This window comes from Shewanella sp. SM71 (genome assembly GCF_025653905.1).
Classification (GTDB): domain Bacteria; phylum Pseudomonadota; class Gammaproteobacteria; order Enterobacterales; family Shewanellaceae; genus Shewanella; species Shewanella oncorhynchi.
In genome coordinates this window covers 126,827-147,415 of record NZ_JAKKRW010000009.1, presented here as the reverse complement: position 1 = coordinate 147,415, position 20,589 = coordinate 126,827, and the positions used below count along the sequence as shown (strand labels likewise).

The window sequence follows — 20,589 nt, the reverse complement described above, 5'->3', positions numbered from 1 at the left end:
CAGAATGACCTCATCAAACGACTTACAAGCCATTAAGGTACTGAGCGTAAAGGATGTCTGCAAAGTCTGTCTCAGTAATCTCTTGAAGCACTAAGTCACGCACAGCATTTGCTAGCAGCTCGTTATCCTCTGTAATTTCATAGTCGTTGAGAGACAAGTATTCGAGTGCGACTGCTAAGCCTGTTCGCTTATTTGCATCAGGACAAGCGTGAGATACCGCAATGCAAGCAGTATATTTGGCAGCAATCTCGAACACATCATCTAAGCCTTGGTAGACAATCGCATTATCGATACGGCTTAACGCTCCCTGAAGTTTAGGAATATCAACCGCACCTTTCATGCCGGGTTCTGTCGATAGAATTAACGCATTAATTTCGACAACTCGTTCAAAAGGAAAACAGATGATATCCATTACATATCAGCCAGCTTTTGGAAAGTTTTAGGATGGGTTCTTAATGCTAGTTTCGTTTCAGACTTCACGATTTGACGCCCAATATCACCAGATAAATCAAGTTGCTTGGTCGCTTTAATCTTCGGTCTTGTAACCGCTTGAACACCGTAAACTTCTAATTTTCGATTCATAATCTCATACCTTCATGAGCTTCGACTTGCAAACAGTATAACTTGATACTGCAAGGAAAAATATAGTAACGAACGAAGGCTAGTATACACTAGCACTAAGCCCCAGCGATTAAGCTACTGCCTTGTTATGATTCAGAACACCACTTGGGAATCGCTATCACTGGCATCTTATCTATCTCTTGATGCAGTTCTGAGTAGATTCCATAGTTTCGCCCCGTATTCCCCGCATTAGAGTGCCCTGTTATCGCATTTTGAATATCCTCACGCATCACCTTCCTTGCCTCTGTGATGAAACGATGGCGGAACGCATGTAGTGGTTTGAGTGTATCAAAATTTTCGATATTGAGCGTCATAAACGCCTCTTTGAGGTGCCTTGCAACCGCCAAATGATACTTAGCCTTATTGTTTGCTTTGAGCACTGGAAACAAGCGGCCATCAACGGGCAAAGACTGAAGGTAATCGAGCAGTCCCAACTCGATGAGAGATCGACATACTGGCACTTTCCTTGATTCACCCGTCTTAACAGATTGGTCGTCCCTCACCTCTTGGATATGGAAAAACCATAGCTGTGAGTCGTCCTTATCCTGTTTAATGTCTTTCACATAGAGTTGAGCAATCTCTTCAGCCCTTGCACCTGTATAGGCTAGGATAACGGGTAACCAGTAAGGTGCCTCACCATACCTTGCTTTCTGAGCATCTGTTCGAGCTAGAAAAAGTGGCAAGGAAAAAATCTGTGATAGCTCAGTGTTTGAATAGCCCGGATCTCTCACTGTCCTGACAGCTTCTTTACCCGGAGAGACTTGGTGACACGGGTTTTTCGGCAAGATATCCAATTTCACCGCTTGCTGGAAATAGCCTGAGATAAGCTTAAGTTCCTTATCAGCGGTATTGATGCTAACCCGAGCCAACCCTTGCTTATTTGCTATCTCAATTTGCTTCTTAAAGGAGAGATCTCTGACATCATGTGTTGGCTTACTGGGACATTGAATGATCCAATTGAAGAAGTTACGCATATCAATCTTTTGGATTTGACCTATTGGCTTAGTGCCGAAAAACTCGATGAGTCTGTTGCATGGTCGATTGCGGTCTGCTTGCCATGACTTAAAGGCAGTCTCACCTAAGATGAGACTTTTTTGAGTATTAACCCATTCAACCAAATGAGAAACGGTAGATGATGTTGAGAGATCCCCTCGGGTAGCCACATCATCAGGAACGACTTCTAGCCCTGATTCAGCTAGTGCAGCACGACTGTTCTCAGCAAAGCCCTGCACATTCATAGAGTCACTTCGTGGCATGAACAGTGGCTCGAAGCCTCTATTTCGCTCCCGTCGTGTATATACTTCTAGGTCAAATGCAGAATTACACAGCCTAATAATAGCTTCAGCTAATTTGACGGAGAGATACAGCTTAGCAGCATGGGAAAAGAGTTGGCACTGAGACAGAGTGAGGGCTTCATCAACGAAATCGTTCATGTGACTCATGAAGCGTTGTTCTGCTGATTGCTGGTGGAGAGTACCTTCAGCGACGTTTAACGCCTCTAACGGCTCGCTAAACCACTCTGCCATCGCTTCAAGGCCATCGGATGTCTCTAGGGTATATCGAGCGAGGATATCCGGCTGGCTTAGTCGTTGACGTTCATTAACGAACCAATGACTCACGATAGCATCTAACTGGGCAGGGTTAACTTGCTGCTCTCGTTCTTGATTATCGTAACGCAACTGGGCATTAGCCGTGATAGCTTCAAACTCTGCAACAATGACTGATGCCCGAGATTTTGCTTCTGCTGCGTCCTTAGTTTCAAGACTTCTTTTAAGCTCTGTTTTGCCGTCTAAGAAAGGCCGTAAATGTGCAGGAATACCCTTGCGGATTTTCCACATTCCAGACTTCGGATCTCTGCGAGGTTGGATCATAAATGCCATCGTTTTGTACCACCCTTTTGTACCACCTTAAGGTGCCAAAGGTTGGTTAGCCATTGGATTAAGCAACTATAATTCAATAAGTTTTTGATAGAAATGAAAAAACCCGACCATGTGATCGGGTTCTTAGAATTTGGCGGTGAGAGAGGGAGTCGAACCCTCGATACGTTACCGTATACACACTTTCCAGGCGTGCTCCTTCGGCCACTCGGACACCTCACCATATGTCGATTTATGTTAGCGTGGTTAATCTTTCACGTTTAAGAATCACTAACGATTTCGTATAGCCTTGCCGAGAGGCTTTCATCGTTAACGGAGCGGTACTGTACGCAAAAGCCTAAAGGGGGTCAAGTAAAAAAGACTCAGTTTCAGGCGGTTGCACAATTGCTAAACAAACCGCCGTGATTTCTTGAATCTTTTCACCGTTTTATACCGTTAATTGACGGTAAATTTGTGCACTTCTTTTGACATTGAATTCGCGTCAAACGTCAGGGCTTTGGTCAGCTCCCTAAGCTCATCGGAGATCCTTTGAGTATTAAGGTAAATCTCACTGATCTTCAGTGCATTACGATTTACGTCTTCTGATACCGCCGATTGCTCATGGGTTGCTGTAGCAATTTGCTCGTTCATGCGGTCAATAATGTCTACTTGCTCCACAATACGTTTCAATTCGATACCTGCCTGTTCAGCTTCATGGACACTGCTATTCGCCTGAGCTAATCCTCTGTCCATGGCTTTTACTGCAATGCTCGCTCCCGCCTTCAATCTATCTGTCATATTTTTAATGTCAGAGGTCGAGGTTTGTGAGCGCTGCGCTAAACTTCGGACTTCGTCTGCAACTACAGCAAAACCGCGACCCATTTCCCCTGCGCGGGCAGCTTCAATGGCGGCATTAAGCGCGAGTAAATTAGTTTGCTCAGCAATACTGCTGATCACTTCAAGCACTACCACTATGCCGTGAATCTCACGGTCTAAATCGTTAATGGCTTTAGAAGCTCCACTAATATCGTCGGCTAACGCTTTGATCGCTTTGCTGGTTCGGCCGACTTCGAGGTTGCCTTCTTTAGCCTCTATATTGGCGGCGGAAGACGCTTCGGATGCCTGCACTGCATTGCTAGCAATCTCGGCCACTGTTGCACTCATTTCTGTCATAGCGGAGGCCACTTGTTCTGCTTCACTGTGGCCCGCCATCACATCTTGCTCCATGGCATGGGTACAGAGATCCATTTGCTCCACGGCTTGTTGCAATTTAGCACCACTGGAACGTACATGTAGGATCACCTTTTCAAAATCACTCATCATATCGTTAAAGGCGATGGCGAGTTCACCGAATTCATCGGAGCTAGAGTGAGTCAGACGCACACTTAAGTCGTAATGTTTACGGGCTTGCGTGATGGTCGAATATAAGTGATGCACACTGTCATGCAAATAACGGATAACAGATAGACTCAATATCAAGACTATCGCCAATACTGAGATTAAGGTCGCGAGCACTAAGAACATTTTCTCATTCGCTAATGTTAATCTTTCATGGGTGGTATTAAGTAAATCTGCCGAGACTTGCTGTTCAAACTCACGTAATAGCTCAATCCGCGCGGTCGATTTACTGAACCACTCTTCAGGACTTTGTTGCAGGATTTTTTGATTATCTTGCTCGAATGCGATTTGACGTAACAGCTCAACGTCATGCATTGCAGCTGAACTCTGTAAACGGTTAAACGAGGATAATAAATCAGAATTTGCTAGCGCTAAAAAACGCTCTTGATAGGTATTTTGCTCCGAAACCAAAGTGATAAATTTGGCATAAACCTTAGGCTTAAATCCTGCTTGGCCAAAGGTTGAGCTGAGTACCGCCCTTTCAATCCCCGCCCTTTCCTTTAATTGCAAAAAAGCACTAAAAGCCGTCGCTTTAATGGCGATTTCTTGATTAGCACCCGTTTTAGCGGTTTCATCGACTATCGTCAGTAATGACTTATTTAACTCAGTGTAATAGGCTACTTCATCGGCGACACTGATACTTAAACTATCCACCTGCGAGCGGATTGCATTCAAACGCCCAAGTTGAGCGTTTAACTCTCTAAGTTTTGGGGCAAATATCTCCGGCAGATGATTCTCAGTGATAAAACGCTGATAGAGGCCGAGCTGCGTATCCGTTAATTGTCTTTGACCAGGTATTTTACCCGCAAACGCTTTTCCTGTTGAGCCAATAAATCCAGCACTCATGCCGCGCTCTTTTTGTAACTCATGCACTAAATTACTGTTGGTGACGGCTAGCTCGCTTAATTGCACTACTAAGGTTAAATCTTTTCTATATTCATATTTTTCAATGAGGTAAAGCGTGCCACATAAAAAACAGGCTAATAGCGGAGGCAAGACAACCATTAATAATTTTTGTTTTAGACTGAGATTACCAATCCATTGCCATTTCATAGAAATATCCTTTTAAACTTAGTTTTAGATCCAAATACCGAACACTAGGTATAGCATAATATCAACCGTAGGACGACTAAGGTTTATTGAAATTGCACAAGCTAATATCCTGATAAACGAGGATTTCCCCCATATTCCATCAATAGCTTAGATTTTGCTAATCGCAGAGCAAACTTGAGAAACGTCAAACAAGGAGCAGATAGAAATAAAAAACGCATTGAAAATTCCAATGCGTTTTTCTAGAGAAAGGAACACTTAATCTGTGACTGAAAATGACTCTAACTGAAAAGCTGTGGGAATAATCCCTTCACACCAGCCGCAATGACTTCGATACCAATAGATAACATCAAAAGTCCCATGAGACGGGTAATCACGTTAATACCCGTTTTGCCGAGGATCTTATAAATGATAGATGCCATTCTAAACAGGCCAAAACTCACTAAACCAAACACTATCACAGTAATGAACATCGCAATAATGTTCGACAATGAATTATGCTCAGCGGCAAAGACAATCACCGAACTGATAGCGCCAGGTCCCGCCATCAGTGGCAAAGCCAAAGGCACAACCGCCACAGATTCCATCGCCGAGGATTCGCGGTCTTCCTCTTGGTTACGCTTCACTTCACCTAACTTACCTTGCAACATTGACATCGCAATAATGGCAATCAGGCTGCCACCAGCAATTCTAAAGGCAGATAACGAAATGCTGAACATATTCAGAATGTGCTGCCCCGCCACAATCGTGACTAAGAGGATCACCACAACCGCAAAGTTCGCTACTTTACCCGTGTGATTCCGCTCAGCCTCCGTTTGATGGCTGGTTAAGCTCACAAACACAGGCAACAAGCCAACCGGATTAATGATGGCAACGAGGCCAAGAAAAAATTTAACGTAAAGAGTTAACTCCAAGGGACTATCCTTATGTGCGTGTCACGCCGTCTTCATCAAAATAAGCTTGAGGGCAAGTATAGTATCTCAAGCGCTATTGACTGAAAAATGAGATTTTTGAGGTTAAATCACAACTTCGAATAATATTTAGTTATCGAAGCCGATGCATTTTCAGCGCAATTTTAAACAAACAAGTTACCCTAAGTGTAGTTTTATTACATAAAAGCACGATATTGTCGTTGATATCACACTTTCAACGCGGCTTTAGGTGTAATTTTCTACCATAAAGAGGATTTAGTGAATGCCTTGATTCACTAAATCTTTTTAGGAGTATTAATCATGACAGTGACCAATGCACAAGAACTGGATCTCATGGTCGAGCGAGTGGCCAAAGCACAAGCCGAGTATGCGACATTCAGCCAAGCGCAAGTCGATAAAATTTTCCGTGCAGCCGCCCTTGCCGCTGCCGATGCGCGTATCTCGCTGGCCAAAATGGCCGCCGCAGAAACCCGCATGGGTGTCGTTGAAGACAAAGTAATTAAAAACCACTTTGCCTCTGAGTACATTTATAACAAATACAAAGATGAAAAAACCTGCGGGATTTTATCTGAAGATGTCACCTTCGGTACTATTACCATTGCTGAACCCGTAGGCATCATCTGTGGCATAGTCCCCACCACGAACCCCACATCGACCGCGATATTTAAGGCCTTAATCAGCCTTAAAACCCGTAACGCAATTATCTTCTCGCCCCATCCTAGGGCCAAAGTTTCAACCACAACCGCAGCAAAATTAGTGCTTGATGCTGCCATAGCCGCGGGCGCGCCCAAAGACATTATTGGTTGGATTGATGAACCCAGCGTTGCACTATCAAATCAATTAATGACTCACCCTAAGGTGAATTTAATCCTCGCAACGGGAGGCCCAGGCATGGTGAAAGCCGCCTACTCTTCCGGTAAACCTGCTATTGGCGTAGGTGCGGGTAACACGCCTATTGTTATCGATGAAACCGCCGACATCAAACGCGCAGTCAGTTCGATTCTCATGTCAAAAACCTTCGATAACGGTGTGGTTTGTGCGTCAGAGCAAGCAGTAATTGTGGTCGACAGTATTTATGAGCAGGTTAAAGAGCGTTTCGCAACCCACGGTGGCTATATGCTGTCGAAGGATGAAACCGCGGCGATGCAACACATCATTTTGAAAAATGGCGGTTTAAATGCCGATATCGTTGGCCAAAGTGCTGCCAGTATCGCGAAAATGGCGGGCTTTGAAGTGCCACACTGGACAAAAGTGTTGATTGGTGAAGTCACCGACATTTGCGACAGCGAAGCCTTCGCCCATGAAAAATTATCGCCATTACTTGGCATGTACCGCGCCACCGACTTTAACGATGCCATGGATAAAGCCGAAGCCTTAGTCGCACTCGGCGGCATTGGCCACACATCAGGGCTTTATACCGACCAAGATACCCAAACAGAACGTGTTCATGCCTTTGGTTTTAGAATGAAAACAGCACGTATTTTGATCAACACCCCAGCTTCACAAGGCGGTATTGGCGATCTGTACAACTTCAAACTGGCACCTTCGCTCACTTTAGGCTGTGGTTCTTGGGGCGGCAACTCGATTTCAGAAAACGTTGGCCCGAGTCATCTAATTAATAAAAAAACCGTCGCTAAGAGGGCCGAAAACATGTTGTGGCATAAGCTTCCTGCATCTATCTATTTCCGCCGCGGTAGTTTGCCCATCGCGCTCGAAGAACTGAGCGATAAAAAACGCGCCTTAATCATCACAGACAGATTTTTGTTCAATCACGGTTATTGCGATGAAACCATGCGGATTTTAAAAGCCCAGGGCCTTGAAACCGAAATTTTTTACGATGTTGAAGCCGACCCCACATTAGCCATAGTCCGTCAAGGCGCTAAGGTCGCTCAAAGCTTTAAACCCGATGTGATAATTGCGCTCGGCGGCGGCTCACCAATGGATGCGGCTAAGATTATTTGGGTAATGTACGAGCATCCAGATGTGGATTTTGCCGATCTAGCATTGCGCTTTATGGACATTCGTAAACGTATCTACAAATTCCCCAAAATGGGCACCAAAGCCATGATGGTGGCAATTCCGACGACTTCAGGCACTGGCTCAGAAGTCACACCTTTTGCGGTAGTGACAGACGAAATTACCGGTAAAAAATACCCGATTGCCGACTATCAACTCACGCCCAATATGGCGATTGTTGATCCAAATCTTGTGATGGACATGCCTAAATCCCTCACCGCTTTTGGTGGCATAGATGCGGTGACCCATGCATTAGAAGCCTATGTCAGCGTGATGGCGAATGAGTACAGCGATGGCCAAGCGCTACAAGCCCTCGACTTACTGTGCAAATATTTACCCGATGCCTACAACTTGGGTTCACAATCACCTGTCGCCCGTGAAAAGGTCCACAATGGCGCCACTATTGCGGGTATCGCCTTTGCTAACGCTTTCCTTGGGATTTGCCACTCAATGGCACACAAACTGGGCGCCGAGTTCCATCTCGCCCATGGCCTAGCCAATGCGCTGCTGATCAACAACGTAATACGCTTTAACGCAACGGATCTGCCCACTAAGCAAGCGGCCTTTAGCCAATACGACAGGCCAAAAGCCCTGTGCCGTTATGCTTCCATCGCAGATCACTTGAAACTAGGCGGAAAGACGGATGAAGAAAAAGTCGAAAAATTGCTTGAGAAAATCACACACCTCAAGAAGACGATTGGCATTCCTGCTTCTATCCAAGAAGCCGGTGTCAACGAAGCCGACTTCCTCGCCAAGTTAGATGAATTAGCCGAAGATGCGTTCGATGATCAATGTACCGGTGCCAACCCACGTTACCCATTGATTAACGAGCTGAAACAACTGTTCCTCGATAGCTATTATGGCCGTGACTATAGCGACAACAACTAGGTTATCGCCTGCCAATGCTAGGCTCGTGCTTAATAAAAGCCGCGCGACATAAATGAAGAAGCCCTCGAATGAGGGCTTTTTATTGCGTGATGTTCCGTGAATGACCTAATTAAAGAGTCGATGCGTTAATCGATCGCACGCAAAATGACTTCACTAGCAGCTAACTCAACTGGGCATCACTCACTTACGATCACTAAGCTGAACATCACAACAAACTGTGACTAACGCTGTGCCAGTACATAATCGATGGCGCTGGTGATGGCCGCAACTTGCGCCAGATTACATTCAGCTGGCGTGGCCGTTGGGCTATCTGGGTACACTTCTGTCGTTGTGTTATAGATACAGCCAGTGACACTGCTGCAAAGCCCTAATGACTTAAGCGGATAGTTAATCACCCCGTGCTGCACCACAGTCGAGCCAATGATCTCGCCTTTCTCATCGGCAGGAGCAATGTGCGTCACTTTACTCACACCGTCAATAATGGCTTTCTGAAAGGCATCCATTGAGTGTTCTGTATCACCCACAGCATAAAAACCATCTGGAATAGTACCTTTGACGTACTCTTTTCCATCACGGGCGCAAAGCGCTGGACGAAATTCTAATTCATCGGAATCCGTGGTTTCATGTAAGTCCACATGCACATCAAAATCTTGCTCTACGGATGCGACTAAGGCCATCAAGGCCGCCGATTCTTCCGCTGGACTGTTGGCATAAAATGAACGATTAGGATCGATAGCCTTAGGGTTCCAACGATTGATGGTTTCGTAACCCCAAGGACTCACGCACACGGCGATCACAAGATTGACGCGATCAACATAATGAGCCGCCTTATCCGCTAAAAATGCCAGGGCACCATGAACACCGCTGGTTTCGTAACCGTGCACGCCACCAGTCACGAGCACGGTTGGCTTTTGTGGATCAAACTGTTGGCTTTTTACCGCAAATAATGGGTAACGCTCGGCGTTAATCGACAAGGCGCCATATTGCACAATGCCAAGCCCAAGCGTAGAGAGCTTTGCTTCCATCGCCTTGAGTGGCGTCACGACATCGTCCTGATACGAACGCTTGATTTGGGTGCTCGCCAGCCATGCAGCTTTTTCAGCCTCGCCCCATTTTTCGCCAGCGTTGCCGATGGGATAAAATGTTAAATTTGCCATAATTCCTCTATTTTTAGTTCTATTCGGTAAAGTTCTTTTTATTCAAGTTCTTTGCACCCTAGTGCTTTCGTTCAAGCTCTTTCGTTGAATTACTATTCAGCCGAATGATAATGCTCGTGTTCGGATGATAAATGAGTACAGTCAACCTAAAGCACTAGCTGCATGGGAATATCGCGGATTCCGCCGCGTTCTCGCTCGGGTCCAAGGGGCACAAAGCCAAAGCCTAAGTACACAGCCTGCGCATTCAGCGCCGAGTTCACGGTAAATATGCCCGAATTGCCTTGGGCTAAACATTGAGCTTTGGCATGTTCCCACAACATTCGCGCCACGCCTTGCCCCTGCGCATGGGAGGCGACAAAGAGATGGTATAAGTGACTATTCGCCTTCATCCCCACTACACCTGCGAGTTGGCCCGAGTCCGTTATGGCAACATGGTACTGATAACCCATAGCAAAGTAGCTACCAATCGCTTCTATCGACATGGCATTAACTAAGATTGCAGCGCCCTCTGCTGTGCAAGTTGGGGCGATAAATTCTTGGGTTAATTGAGTGAGTAATACGCTTATTTCAGGGATATCAGTTAAGGTTGCGGCTCGAATGTTCATCTTAACTCCTTGATTAAAAACATTTCATGACACAATAAAAAGCCAGAACAAAGTCTGGCTTTTTAAGATACTGAATCAAAAGGCACTCAATCCAAATACACTTGGTCAGAAGACGCTTAGTTTAAATACAGACTAAAAATACTTTGATTGTCAGTTAAGCATTAAATGACTCGCCGATAATAATCCTATCAGGGCGAGCCTTGCTTCTATGGGCTTTCGTCGGTGCAAAGCCCATAAACGCACTGGTCGTTATTGCTTAGTCCAGCGATCCATCCAACCGAAGACATTAGCATACCATTGCTCTAAGTTTTCAGGTTTTAAGATCCAATGGTTTTCATCAGGGAAAATCAATAACTCAGATGGGATCCCTTTGCGCTGCATAAAACTGAATGCCGCTAAACCTTGACCATAAGGGACGCGGAAGTCCTTCTCACCGTGGATAACCAGCATGGGTGTTTTCCAGTTTTCAACATAATTCACTGGGTTAAACTTCTCATATAACGCTTTGTTATCTGAATAAGTGCCGCCAAACTCATGCTCTGCGAACCACACTTCTTCGGTCACGTAATACATTGAACGCATATCGAACAGACCCGCGTGGTTAACTAAGCACTTGAAACCGTCGTTCCAGTTACCTTGGATCCAGTTCATCATGTAGCCGCCGTAAGAACCGCCGAGCGCACAGGTGTTTTGCGGATCGAGCCATTTTTGTTGCTGGCTCACCGCCGCTAGGCCTTTTTGCAGATCTTCTAATGGCTTACCCCCCCAATCTTGGCTGATTGAATCCGTAAAGGCTTGGCCGTAACCGGTAGAGCCGTGGAAATCCACCATGACGACGCCATAACCCGCACCCGCCCATAATTGGGCATTCCAACGACCACTGAAGGCATTACCAAATGAACCTTGCGGCCCACCGTGAACGAGATAGGCAATTGGGTATTTTTTCCCTTCTTGGAAGTTCGCCGGTTTGATCCAGTAACCGTAAACGTCTTCGTTATTCCAACCTTTAAAGCTGAACTGTTCAAACTTACCAAACTTGATCTCGGCCAATTTGTCTTTATTCACTTCGGTCAGACGTTTAAGCCCTTCACCTTCAGTCGTAATGCTATAGAGATCGCCCGGTTCAACTAAGGTTTTGCTATCGAAAATCAGTTGTTCGTTAGTGACCGCAATTAAACTGTTCGTGCCATCACTGTAGACAGAACGCACATCGCCAAATTGGGTATTCACTTGGAAAATTGAGACTTGACCTAGGTCTTGTGCCGTCACATACAAGGTACGATTGTCAGGAGCAAACATCAGTGAGCTTGGGCTGCGATCCCATAATGGCGCCACTTCTTTGGTTTGGCCTGTGCTAGTATCGCGCAGCATAATGCCGTAGCGATCTGCTTCAAAACCCGGTTTTTTCATTGCTAAATAGGCCATGTAACGACCATCGCTCGAAAATGTTGGCTGCGCATCCCATGCAAGATTGTCTTTGGTTAAGTTGGTTGCGGTGCCGCCTGTCACTGGCACTTGCCACAAATCATAGTTAGTGGTCCAAGCTTGATCTTTGCTAGGGGCTTTCGCGCTATAAACCACAAACTTACCGTCTGGGGTGAAGGTCACTTCTTCCATACCCGAGAAAGGTTTTGGCGGCGTTTCAGTGTTTAACCCTTGAGTCACATCCACTACTTTAGTGAGTTTCTCACCGTTTACCGCACCCACAAATAAATGGTTACGGGCGTGGTCTTCCCACGTATCCCAATGGCGAACCATTAACTGCTTGTATTCACGGCCAGTCGATTTACGCTCAGCTTCGGCGGTAAATTTATCCTTTGAGCAGGCTAAGTCCTTACACTCGGGGAATACCCGCATGCTAAGTACAACTTGTTTACCGTCGTTTGATAATTTGTAGCCATCAATATCCAAAGGTAAATCAGAAACTTGTACCGCTTCACCGCCCGTTAATGGCAGTTGAAATAACTGGCTTGAACCACTGCGACTAGCAAGGAAATAAATCGACTTGTCGTCATTGGCGAAGCTCACATCGTGCTCAGTGCCCGTGGCAGAGGTCAATTGTAGTGGTTTCGCCTTCGTGTCTATCAAATCTAATAGATACAGATCCGAGCTGGCCTCTCCCTTATCGTTTACCGTTTTAAGACCATAAACTAATTTAGTGCCATCATGGGACACAGTCGCAGAGTGCATCTTATTGAGTTTAATGAGTTGTTGCACAGTAAAAGGCGTTGGATCGGCCGCTTGGGCTGATAACGCCAGTCCCGCAGCGCCGAGCGCCAATAGGAGAGGAGCTATTTTCATTGTTATGTCCGTCTTTTGTTGAACAGGTTCGAGGCTTGCAAATATTCGATAATCATCATTGCTGCAAACACGAATGTTAAAAAACGATCTGAGATCGTATCTTTCGAAGATAAGCTTGCCACACTATCGAAACAAAAACGCTCAGGCAAGCCAAATGGCGAACCTGAGCGTATTTTTTTGTGACAAAATGTCAGTGGCGCAACGTTTTACCTCAAGAACAGATATCAGAACTCAAACTTAAGCTGTTTTGCTTAAAAAGCCATCAAGTTCAATCCGCTGCATCCTCACCTTTACGCTTTCGCGTTGGCGATATTCACTTTCCAAATTGCTGGGCCAGTTTCATGGGCGTTCACACCATGCGAATCCACAGCCACAGTCACTGGCATATCTTGCACATCAAACTCGTAAATCGCTTCCATGCCCAAATCAGCAAAGGCCACGACGCGAGAATGTTTAATCGCTTTAGACACTAAATACGCAGCGCCGCCAACGGCCATCAGATATACCGCTTTGTGTTTTTTGATTGATTCAACTGTCGCAGGGCCGCGCTCAGCTTTACCTATCATGCCCATAAGACCAGTTTTCTCTAACATTAAGTCAGTGAATTTATCCATACGGGTTGCTGTGGTTGGGCCCGCAGGACCGACAACTTCAGCACCGACTGGATCAACGGGGCCAACGTAGTAAATAAATTTACCCGTAAAGTCCACGCCTTCTGGCAGACCTTCACCGCTTTCAATCAGGCTTTGAATGCGCTTATGGGCAGCATCGCGACCTGTGAGCATTTTACCGCTCAGCAGAATGGTTTCACCGCTCTGCCACTGCTCGATATCCGCTTGAGTCACAGTATCTAAGTTAACGCGGCGCACATCATCACCCACTTCACGGGTGATTTCTGGCCAATCGGCCAATGATGGCGGCGTTAATTCCGCAGGACCTGAGCCATCTAAATGGAAATGTACGTGGCGAGTCGCCGCGCAGTTCGGGATCATCACCACTGGCTTTGACGCCGCATGGGTGGGCGCCGATTTGATTTTAACGTCTAACACTGTGGTTAAACCGCCAAGACCTTGGGCACCTATGCCTAAGTTGTTCGCGCGCTCAAAAATGTCTAAACGCAGCTTTTCTTCGGTCGTTTGCGCGCCACGGGCGAGCAACTCATGGATATCCACGCTTTCCATCAGCGCTTCTTTGGCTAATACGGCCGCTTTTTCTGCCGTGCCGCCAATGCCTATACCCAGCATACCCGGTGGACACCAGCCCGCACCCATGGTCGGTAGCGTTTTTTCTACCCAAGCGGCGATATCATCAGATGGGTTTAACATCACCATCTTAGCTTTGTTTTCACTGCCGCCGCCTTTGGCTGCAATCGCCACTTCGATATGGTTGCCTGGCACCATGTCGATATGCACCACAGATGGCGTGTTATCTTTGGTATTTTTACGGCTGCCAGCAGGATCTGACACTATTGATGCGCGCAGTGGGTTATCAGGATTGGTATAGGCACGACGAACACCTTCGTCGACCATTTCCTGGATCGTCATATCGGTTTTGTCCCATTGGACACCCATACCCACTTTCACGAAAGTGGTCACAATCCCAGTGTCTTGACACAGAGGACGTTTACCTTCGGCCGACATACGCGAGTTAATTAAGATCTGGGCAATTGCATCCTTCGCCGCCGCACTTTGTTCACGCTCATAAGCTTGGCTCATGGCATCAACAAAATCCTTCGGGTGGTAATAAGAAATGTATTGCAAAGCATCCGCCACACTTTCAATAAAGTCGGCTTGTTTAATCACAGAAGTTTCAGACATTTTATGGTGAGATGACATAGTAGGAGCGCTCCAGCAGCCTTTGCGGCCTAACTTGTTTTTGTTTAATTCTTTCTGGGCCAATATGATACTCTTTCACATCTTTTTGGGCTACATCACATTTTGAATAGGGTTAATCGATGGCAATTAGGGCGTCAAAACAGCTTGCATCACGCCAACTTGACTGGACATTAAGTACCGCAGCACTGTTCGAACACTTTGCAAATGACACTTGGGCTATTCTGTTAGATTCGGCGAACGCGCCGCATCAAGACGCCAGATTCGACATTATTTGCGCCAATCCTATCGCAACGTTAGTGACTCAGGGTGAACGTAGCGATATAAAGCTCATCGATACGGACTTGAGCTTACCCGAGGCAATAGACCCAAACCGTGATCCCTTCGAGTTACTCAACACTTTATTAACCCATTGGTATTCAAAATCTTTTGATTGTGATTTGCCCTTTAGTGGTGGCGTAATGGGCAGTTTTAGCTACGATTTAGGCCGCAGAATTGAATCCCTGCCGATAACGGCCAAGCAAGATATTCAACTGCCAGAGATGAACATCGGCTTTTACGACTGGGCGTTAGTTTTTGATTACCAAGCACAGTGTTGGCATTTACTGCATTATTTAGGTGAAGCAGCACTCGACATTGAGTTGAATAGAATTCAAGATAAAATCACCAAAAAGCCAAATTCTGCCACATTTGTGCTTACTAGCCCATGGACAGCACAGATAGACAAAGCCCAATACACGGCAAAATTTGCAGCAGTTCAAGCCTATTTACACAGCGGTGATTGCTATCAAATAAATTTAACCCAAAGATTCGAAGCCCATTATCAAGGCGATGAGTGGTCGGCCTATAGCCAACTGCGCAATGCCAATAAAGCGCCCTTCTCGGCCTTTATGCGTCTGCCGCAAAACACGATTTTATCGATTTCACCCGAGCGCTTTATTCAGCTTCGCGGTGACGATATTCAAACCAAACCTATCAAAGGCACGCTGCCGCGTCATACCGATCCCGCATTGGATGTGAAAACCGCCAATACACTGGCAAACTCACCAAAGGATCGTGCCGAAAATGTCATGATTGTCGATTTACTGCGCAATGATATCGGCAAAGTGGCGGCAGCAGGCTCAGTACGTGTACCGCATCTATTTGAGATTGAAAGTTTTCCTGCGGTGCATCACTTAGTCAGTACGGTGACTGCCAAGCTTGATAGCCGATTCACGGCGAGTGATTTGCTGCGCGCGGCGTTTCCCGGCGGCTCAATTACCGGCGCACCTAAAATTCGTGCCATGGAAATTATCGAAGAGCTCGAACCTTCACGGCGCAGCCTTTATTGTGGATCTATGGGTTATATCAGCCAAGACGGTCAAATGGACACCAGCATCACCATTCGCACTATTGTGGCCGAACAGGGCAAACTCTATTGCTGGGCGGGCGGAGGCATAGTGGCGGATTCAGAAGTGGATGCCGAGTACCAAGAAACCTTTGATAAGATCAGCCGTATTTTACCTTTGCTTGGCGCAGAGCCGCAAAAGCCGTAAGCTTTCATACTAAACAGTCACGAGAACGTCGATGGATCAAGCGGAATTTAGACTCAGATTTAATCTGCACCCTTTAGCGCTGCAAGATCCGGCGGCCTTTCCACACCTTGGACTGCGCAAAGCTGCGGTGTTGCTCCCGCTGCAGGATATCAACGGTGAACTAAATCTAATTTTAACCCAAAGACCGATGCACCTTCGCGCCCATCCAGGACAGATCAGTTTCCCCGGAGGTAAAATTGAGCCCTACGATGTCGATGCAATTGCGGCCGCGTTAAGGGAAGCAGAAGAAGAAATTGGACTCTCAAGGCATAATGTCGAGGTGATGGGCACGTTTCCAGCCCACAATACCTTCACAGGGTTTGAAATCACTCCTGTGATAGGCATTATCAAGCAGGCATTTGATTTAAAACTCGATCCCGGTGAGGTCGCCGATTGCTTTACCGTGCCATTAAGCTTTTTTATTGAACCGAATAATCGCCACCAAAAACGCTTTTTACGCCAAGGGCGCTATTACAGCGTGCATTTTATTCCCTATCAACAACGGTTTATCTGGGGTGCGACTGCCGCGATTATCGACCATCTGTGCCGCCAGTTAAGCATTCCTGCCGATATCCTCTGACTTCATTTGCCATTGCTAAACCGTTAAAAAAGCCAAACTGTTAAATTAGCCAAACTGTTAAATTAGCCAAACTGTTAAATTAGCCAAACAATGGCTAGCTTAAACCACCAAATGGATATACAAACCGGCGACAATCGACGTTAGCAGCAACATGGGAATATTAAACCAATAACCCATACGACTGTGATGGGCGACATAATAGTTAAACGCTAAACTGACCAAACTAATACCGCCACAAACCCAAATCAAATACTGCAATAATTGGGTTTCATGTGGATCCCAATGGACTCTAAATGTCGCGCCACGGGTTAAATAGGCCCCAACTTCACGGTCTGGCCTTGCATCACTAAACACTAATAGCGCATAGACGGCTATTGCCCAGCCTAAAATGGATAAGGTCGCAAGGATAATTTGAAATATTCTAGTCTTGCTCATACCGCCTCCCGCCGTTTAACTCACTATATCGCTCAATATCGATATTATTAATCTCAGGATACCTTTTTCAGCTTGAGAAAAGCCACCAGCAAGGTAATATAAACCTCCAAAATTTTCATATAAAACGTTTCGTTGGAGAATTAAGCAACAATGAGCATTGCATCTGTCGCATCTGTATTTAAAGGTGAGCACGCCGTCGGTTCTAAAGTCACAGTGCGTGGCTGGGTCAGAACCCGTCGTGACTCTAAAGCCGGCATCTCTTTTTTAGCTGTTTACGACGGCTCTTGCTTTAATCCTATCCAAGGTGTCGTGCCCAATAGCTTAGATAATTACGACAACGAAGTGTTAAAGCTGACTGCGGGTTGCTCTGTTGTAATGACTGGCGACGTGGTGGAATCTCCTGGTGCAGGCCAAGCATTTGAGCTGCAAGTGACTGAACTTGAAGTCGCTGGCTGGGTTGATGATCCAGACACTTACCCAATGGCCGCTAAGCGTCATTCAATTGAACATTTACGCGAATTAGCCCACTTACGCCCACGCACTAACATTATTGGTGCTGTTGCCCGCGTGCGTAACTGTCTATCCCAAGCGATTCACCGCTTCTACCACGAAGAAGGCTTTATTTGGGTATCGACCCCACTTATCACAGCATCAGATTGTGAAGGCGCCGGTGAGATGTTCCGCGTATCGACCTTAGATATGGAAAACCTGCCGCGTACTGAAGCGGGTAAAGTCGATTACGATAAAGATTTCTTCGGTAAAGAAGCTTTCCTGACCGTATCAGGTCAGTTGAATGCTGAAACCTACGCCTGTGCACTATCAAAAGTGTATACCTTTGGCCCGACTTTCCGTGCTGAAAACTCAAACACTAGCCGCCACTTAGCGGAATTCTGGATGGTTGAGCCTGAAGTCGCCTTCGCTAACTTAAACGACATCGCAGGCCTTGCCGAAGCTATGTTGAAATACGCGTTCAATGCAGTCTTGACTGAGCGTATGGACGATTTAACTTTCTTCGCCCAACACGTTGATAAGACTGTGATCGACCGTCTGCAATCTTTCGTTTCAAGCGATTTTGCTCAAGTGGATTACACGGATGCGGTTGAAATTCTGCAAAACTGTGGCAGAACCTTCGAGTTCCCTGTGTCTTGGGGTATCGATTTATCTTCTGAGCATGAGCGTTACTTAGCCGAAGAACACTTCAAAGCCCCTGTGGTAGTGAAGAACTATCCAAAAGATATCAAAGCCTTCTACATGCGCTTAAACGATGACGGTAAAACTGTTGCCGCGATGGACGTGTTAGCCCCAGGTATCGGTGAGATCATCGGTGGCTCTCAACGTGAAGAGCGTTTAGACGTGCTAGATATGCGTCTAGCAGAAATGGATCTGAACCAAGAAGATTACTGGTGGTACCGTGATATGCGCCGTTATGGCACAGTGCCACATGCAGGTTTTGGTCTAGGGTTTGAGCGTTTAGTGTCTTACGTGACGGGCGTGAACAACATTCGTGATGTTATCCCTTTCCCACGTGCACCGCGCACTGCGAACTTCTAATCTCCCTTAACTTGGGACTGCATAGCTAAGACATCTCTATTAAACCTTAGCAAAACGAAAGGAGCTGAATATTCAGCTCCTTTTTTGTTCGTCCGTTTTAGTCACATCATGCGGCTAAACAACCATTAATCCGCCAGACTCAACGCCTGCGCAATATATTCCGCGACTCGCTTGGCAGCAATATCATCGATTGACACCAACTTAATATGGCGACGAAATTTGCCACTGCCTTCGAGAACCTTGTGTGGATCGCTAAGATTCGCGCCTAAGCTAAACTCCAATGAAACATGCTGTTTATAGGCAAACACACCACCAAAACTGGCTTTGGTGCTAAAGAGTATACCGCCGTACTTAACGGCTTCAGTAATGGCCCGCGACGATGTGGTAGCGGCAGTTTTGACCTCCTGCCTCACCCCCTGCACTATTTCAAACAGACTCGGGCTGGTACATAAAATATCTTCTAACAGTTTTTCAAGTTGCGGTTGATCTTCCATCATGATCTCTTTACCTCTCATACAAGCAAGACTATCTCAGTCAGATTGTAGCGCGCTAATCGGACTGAATAACACCCTATTGAAGCATCCCCAAGAAATAGAATAGTGACGTGCAAATAAAAAGGCCAAGCGTGGAGTACGCTTGGCCTTTTGCTGGAGTTGTCCAACTTAGCAAGGCTAAGTCACACGGATAAAAACTGCGCCCTAGATTAAAACCCCTTCACACCGGCCATGTCAGGGAGATGATGAGCAATCCCCTTGTGGCAGTCGATACAGGTCTTTTCGCCGCTTGCCAGTGATGTTGAGTGCATCTGCGCCGCTCTGGGTGATTGGCGAGTAAAGTCCATATAAGTGAAGTTATGGCAGTTACGACACTCGAGCGAATCATTGGCCTTTAACCTTGCCCACTCATGTTCTGCCAGTTCACGGCGCTTATCTTCAAACTTCTCACGGGTATTAATCGTCCCAAAAACCTTACCCCACACTTCTTTAGATGCCTGCATCTTACGGGCAATTTTATCGGTCCAGTTATGCGGTACGTGGCAATCGGGACACGTCGCCCGCACGCCACTGCGGTTAGTGAAATGAATCGTCGTCTGTAACTCTTGATAGACGTTATTTTCCATCTCATGGCAACCAATACAGAAAGCTTCTTGGTTGGTCACTTCTAGGGCAGTGTTAAACCCGCCCCAGAAAATCACGCCAGCCACAAAACCACCTAAGGTCAAAAAGCCCAGACTATAGTGCACACTCGGACGGTTGAGTACCTGCCAGATTTTTTTCAGTTTATCTAACATGCTAACTCCTAGTGTTTTTTCTGCTCAGTGTTGGCTTTAATGAGATGATCCATATCTACAAAGTCGTTTTCGACCAGTAGTTTGGCATCTAATTGCGGCACATGGCACTGAGTACAGAAATAGCGGCGCGGCGATAATTCGGCAAGGAAGTTGTTATCCCTATCCATATAGTGCGTCACACTCACCATCGGAGCTTGCGACTCCCCAGTACGGCTTCTAGCGTGACATGCCATGCATTTATTCACTTTCAGATCCAATTGATAACCATCAATTTTATGTGGGATCACGGGTGGCTGCATAGGATAGTTACGTACTTCTTTTATATCTGTATTACGCACATTTTGCATCACCGGGGGTGTTGGCTCAATATCAATGGGCGCTAAACGTAACGTGTCGATTTTGTCTTCAGGGATACTCGTCGCCACGGCATTCGTCATCACGAATGAACTGAGAGCAAGTAAGCCAATCAATGACATTAATTTGAATGTTTTCATGTTGTACT

Annotated in this window: 17 protein-coding genes and 1 tRNA gene; 4 read left to right on the top strand and 14 right to left on the bottom strand. The window is 46.2% G+C overall.

Translation table 11 applies throughout. From position 1 onward, the window contains the following. Positions 1-22 precede the first annotated feature (22 nt). The 6 genes from L5L97_RS11070 to L5L97_RS11045 all read right to left on the bottom strand — a co-directional run bounded on the left by L5L97_RS11070 (position 23) and on the right by L5L97_RS11045 (position 5,839). Positions 23-412, bottom strand: a complete 390-nt coding sequence (locus L5L97_RS11070) for a type II toxin-antitoxin system death-on-curing family toxin (protein ID WP_220777600.1) — start codon at positions 410-412, stop codon at positions 23-25. After that, entirely contained in the window at positions 412-582 is a 171-nt protein-coding gene (locus L5L97_RS11065; RefSeq protein ID WP_259482689.1) for an acetyltransferase, read from the bottom strand. The genes L5L97_RS11070 and L5L97_RS11065 overlap by 1 nt, the downstream gene beginning before the upstream one ends. A gap of 125 nt (positions 583-707) precedes the next feature. After that, positions 708-2,501, bottom strand: a complete 1,794-nt coding sequence (locus tag L5L97_RS11060) for a DUF6538 domain-containing protein (protein WP_263181867.1) — start codon at positions 2,499-2,501, stop codon at positions 708-710. Between the two features lie 131 nt (positions 2,502-2,632). After that, a tRNA-Ser gene (locus L5L97_RS11055) sits at positions 2,633-2,720 on the bottom strand. A 213-nt stretch (positions 2,721-2,933) separates the two neighbouring features. Further along, positions 2,934-4,928 (bottom strand): methyl-accepting chemotaxis protein, encoded by a 1,995-nt coding sequence (locus tag L5L97_RS11050; RefSeq protein WP_263181866.1) that lies wholly within the window; start codon positions 4,926-4,928, stop codon positions 2,934-2,936. Between the two features lie 278 nt (positions 4,929-5,206). Further along, positions 5,207-5,839: a YchE family NAAT transporter gene (locus tag L5L97_RS11045; RefSeq protein ID WP_006081420.1), complete on the bottom strand. Its 633-nt coding sequence runs from the start codon at positions 5,837-5,839 to the stop codon at positions 5,207-5,209. A 318-nt stretch (positions 5,840-6,157) separates the two neighbouring features. Between L5L97_RS11045 and adhE the strand changes: the two genes are divergently transcribed. Beyond that, positions 6,158-8,761 (top strand): bifunctional acetaldehyde-CoA/alcohol dehydrogenase, encoded by a 2,604-nt coding sequence (gene adhE / locus L5L97_RS11040; RefSeq protein ID WP_263181865.1) that lies wholly within the window; start codon positions 6,158-6,160, stop codon positions 8,759-8,761. A 221-nt stretch (positions 8,762-8,982) separates the two neighbouring features. Here adhE and L5L97_RS11035 read toward each other — a convergent pair whose 3' ends face one another. From L5L97_RS11035 to L5L97_RS11020, 4 genes are all read right to left on the bottom strand, one after another. Next, complete coding sequence (locus tag L5L97_RS11035; protein WP_263181864.1) at positions 8,983-9,918, bottom strand: M14 family metallocarboxypeptidase; 936 nt, start codon at positions 9,916-9,918, stop codon at positions 8,983-8,985. A gap of 146 nt (positions 9,919-10,064) precedes the next feature. Further along, positions 10,065-10,523: a GNAT family N-acetyltransferase gene (locus L5L97_RS11030; protein ID WP_131525170.1), complete on the bottom strand. Its 459-nt coding sequence runs from the start codon at positions 10,521-10,523 to the stop codon at positions 10,065-10,067. 249 nt (positions 10,524-10,772) lie between these two features. Next, positions 10,773-12,824: an alpha/beta hydrolase family protein gene (locus L5L97_RS11025; RefSeq protein WP_263181863.1), complete on the bottom strand. Its 2,052-nt coding sequence runs from the start codon at positions 12,822-12,824 to the stop codon at positions 10,773-10,775. Positions 12,825-13,114: 290 nt separating this feature from the next. Then, positions 13,115-14,659: a fumarate hydratase gene (locus L5L97_RS11020; protein WP_168824126.1), complete on the bottom strand. Its 1,545-nt coding sequence runs from the start codon at positions 14,657-14,659 to the stop codon at positions 13,115-13,117. 119 nt (positions 14,660-14,778) lie between these two features. Here L5L97_RS11020 and pabB point away from each other — a divergent pair, with 119 nt between their 5' ends. Together pabB and L5L97_RS11010 are read left to right on the top strand one after the other, a co-directional pair. Then, positions 14,779-16,191, top strand: coding sequence for an aminodeoxychorismate synthase component I (pabB, locus tag L5L97_RS11015; protein ID WP_263181862.1), 1,413 nt, complete (start codon positions 14,779-14,781; stop codon positions 16,189-16,191). 31 nt (positions 16,192-16,222) lie between these two features. Next, positions 16,223-16,810: a CoA pyrophosphatase gene (locus L5L97_RS11010; RefSeq protein ID WP_263181861.1), complete on the top strand. Its 588-nt coding sequence runs from the start codon at positions 16,223-16,225 to the stop codon at positions 16,808-16,810. Between the two features lie 99 nt (positions 16,811-16,909). Here L5L97_RS11010 and L5L97_RS11005 read toward each other — a convergent pair whose 3' ends face one another. Then, a complete protein-coding gene (locus L5L97_RS11005; protein WP_113939548.1) occupies positions 16,910-17,245 on the bottom strand; it encodes a hypothetical protein in 336 nt (111 codons plus the stop codon). 150 nt (positions 17,246-17,395) lie between these two features. Between L5L97_RS11005 and asnS the strand changes: the two genes are divergently transcribed. Further along, positions 17,396-18,796 carry an asparagine--tRNA ligase gene (asnS, locus tag L5L97_RS11000; RefSeq protein WP_105252305.1) on the top strand — a complete coding sequence of 467 codons (1,401 nt, stop codon included), beginning with the start codon at positions 17,396-17,398 and terminating at the stop codon, positions 18,794-18,796. A gap of 125 nt (positions 18,797-18,921) precedes the next feature. Here asnS and L5L97_RS10995 read toward each other — a convergent pair whose 3' ends face one another. From L5L97_RS10995 to L5L97_RS10985, 3 genes are all read right to left on the bottom strand, one after another. Then, positions 18,922-19,293: a DUF1801 domain-containing protein gene (locus L5L97_RS10995; protein ID WP_263181860.1), complete on the bottom strand. Its 372-nt coding sequence runs from the start codon at positions 19,291-19,293 to the stop codon at positions 18,922-18,924. 206 nt (positions 19,294-19,499) lie between these two features. Then, complete coding sequence (locus tag L5L97_RS10990) at positions 19,500-20,087, bottom strand: cytochrome c3 family protein (RefSeq protein WP_028760143.1); 588 nt, start codon at positions 20,085-20,087, stop codon at positions 19,500-19,502. Positions 20,088-20,095: 8 nt separating this feature from the next. Continuing rightward, on the bottom strand, positions 20,096-20,581 hold the full coding sequence (locus tag L5L97_RS10985; protein ID WP_263181859.1) for a nitrate reductase cytochrome c-type subunit: 486 nt from the start codon (positions 20,579-20,581) through the stop codon (positions 20,096-20,098). Between the last annotated feature and the right edge of the window lie 8 nt (positions 20,582-20,589).

Coding starts and splice junctions, on each gene's coding strand:
- asnS (WP_105252305.1), top strand. CDS start 17,396: ATGAGCATTGCATCTGTCGCATCTGTATTTAAAGGTGAGCACGCCGTC.
- L5L97_RS11005 (WP_113939548.1), bottom strand. CDS start 17,245: ATGAGCAAGACTAGAATATTTCAAATTATCCTTGCGACCTTATCCATT.
- L5L97_RS11035 (WP_263181864.1), bottom strand. CDS start 9,918: ATGGCAAATTTAACATTTTATCCCATCGGCAACGCTGGCGAAAAATGG.
- L5L97_RS11020 (WP_168824126.1), bottom strand. CDS start 14,659: ATGTCATCTCACCATAAAATGTCTGAAACTTCTGTGATTAAACAAGCC.
- pabB (WP_263181862.1), top strand. CDS start 14,779: ATGGCAATTAGGGCGTCAAAACAGCTTGCATCACGCCAACTTGACTGG.
- L5L97_RS10985 (WP_263181859.1), bottom strand. CDS start 20,581: ATGAAAACATTCAAATTAATGTCATTGATTGGCTTACTTGCTCTCAGT.
- L5L97_RS11025 (WP_263181863.1), bottom strand. CDS start 12,824: ATGAAAATAGCTCCTCTCCTATTGGCGCTCGGCGCTGCGGGACTGGCG.
- L5L97_RS11050 (WP_263181866.1), bottom strand. CDS start 4,928: ATGAAATGGCAATGGATTGGTAATCTCAGTCTAAAACAAAAATTATTA.
- L5L97_RS11070 (WP_220777600.1), bottom strand. CDS start 412: ATGGATATCATCTGTTTTCCTTTTGAACGAGTTGTCGAAATTAATGCG.
- L5L97_RS11010 (WP_263181861.1), top strand. CDS start 16,223: ATGGATCAAGCGGAATTTAGACTCAGATTTAATCTGCACCCTTTAGCG.
- L5L97_RS11065 (WP_259482689.1), bottom strand. CDS start 582: ATGAATCGAAAATTAGAAGTTTACGGTGTTCAAGCGGTTACAAGACCG.
- L5L97_RS11060 (WP_263181867.1), bottom strand. CDS start 2,501: ATGGCATTTATGATCCAACCTCGCAGAGATCCGAAGTCTGGAATGTGG.
- adhE (WP_263181865.1), top strand. CDS start 6,158: ATGACAGTGACCAATGCACAAGAACTGGATCTCATGGTCGAGCGAGTG.
- L5L97_RS10995 (WP_263181860.1), bottom strand. CDS start 19,293: ATGATGGAAGATCAACCGCAACTTGAAAAACTGTTAGAAGATATTTTA.
- L5L97_RS11030 (WP_131525170.1), bottom strand. CDS start 10,523: ATGAACATTCGAGCCGCAACCTTAACTGATATCCCTGAAATAAGCGTA.
- L5L97_RS10990 (WP_028760143.1), bottom strand. CDS start 20,087: ATGTTAGATAAACTGAAAAAAATCTGGCAGGTACTCAACCGTCCGAGT.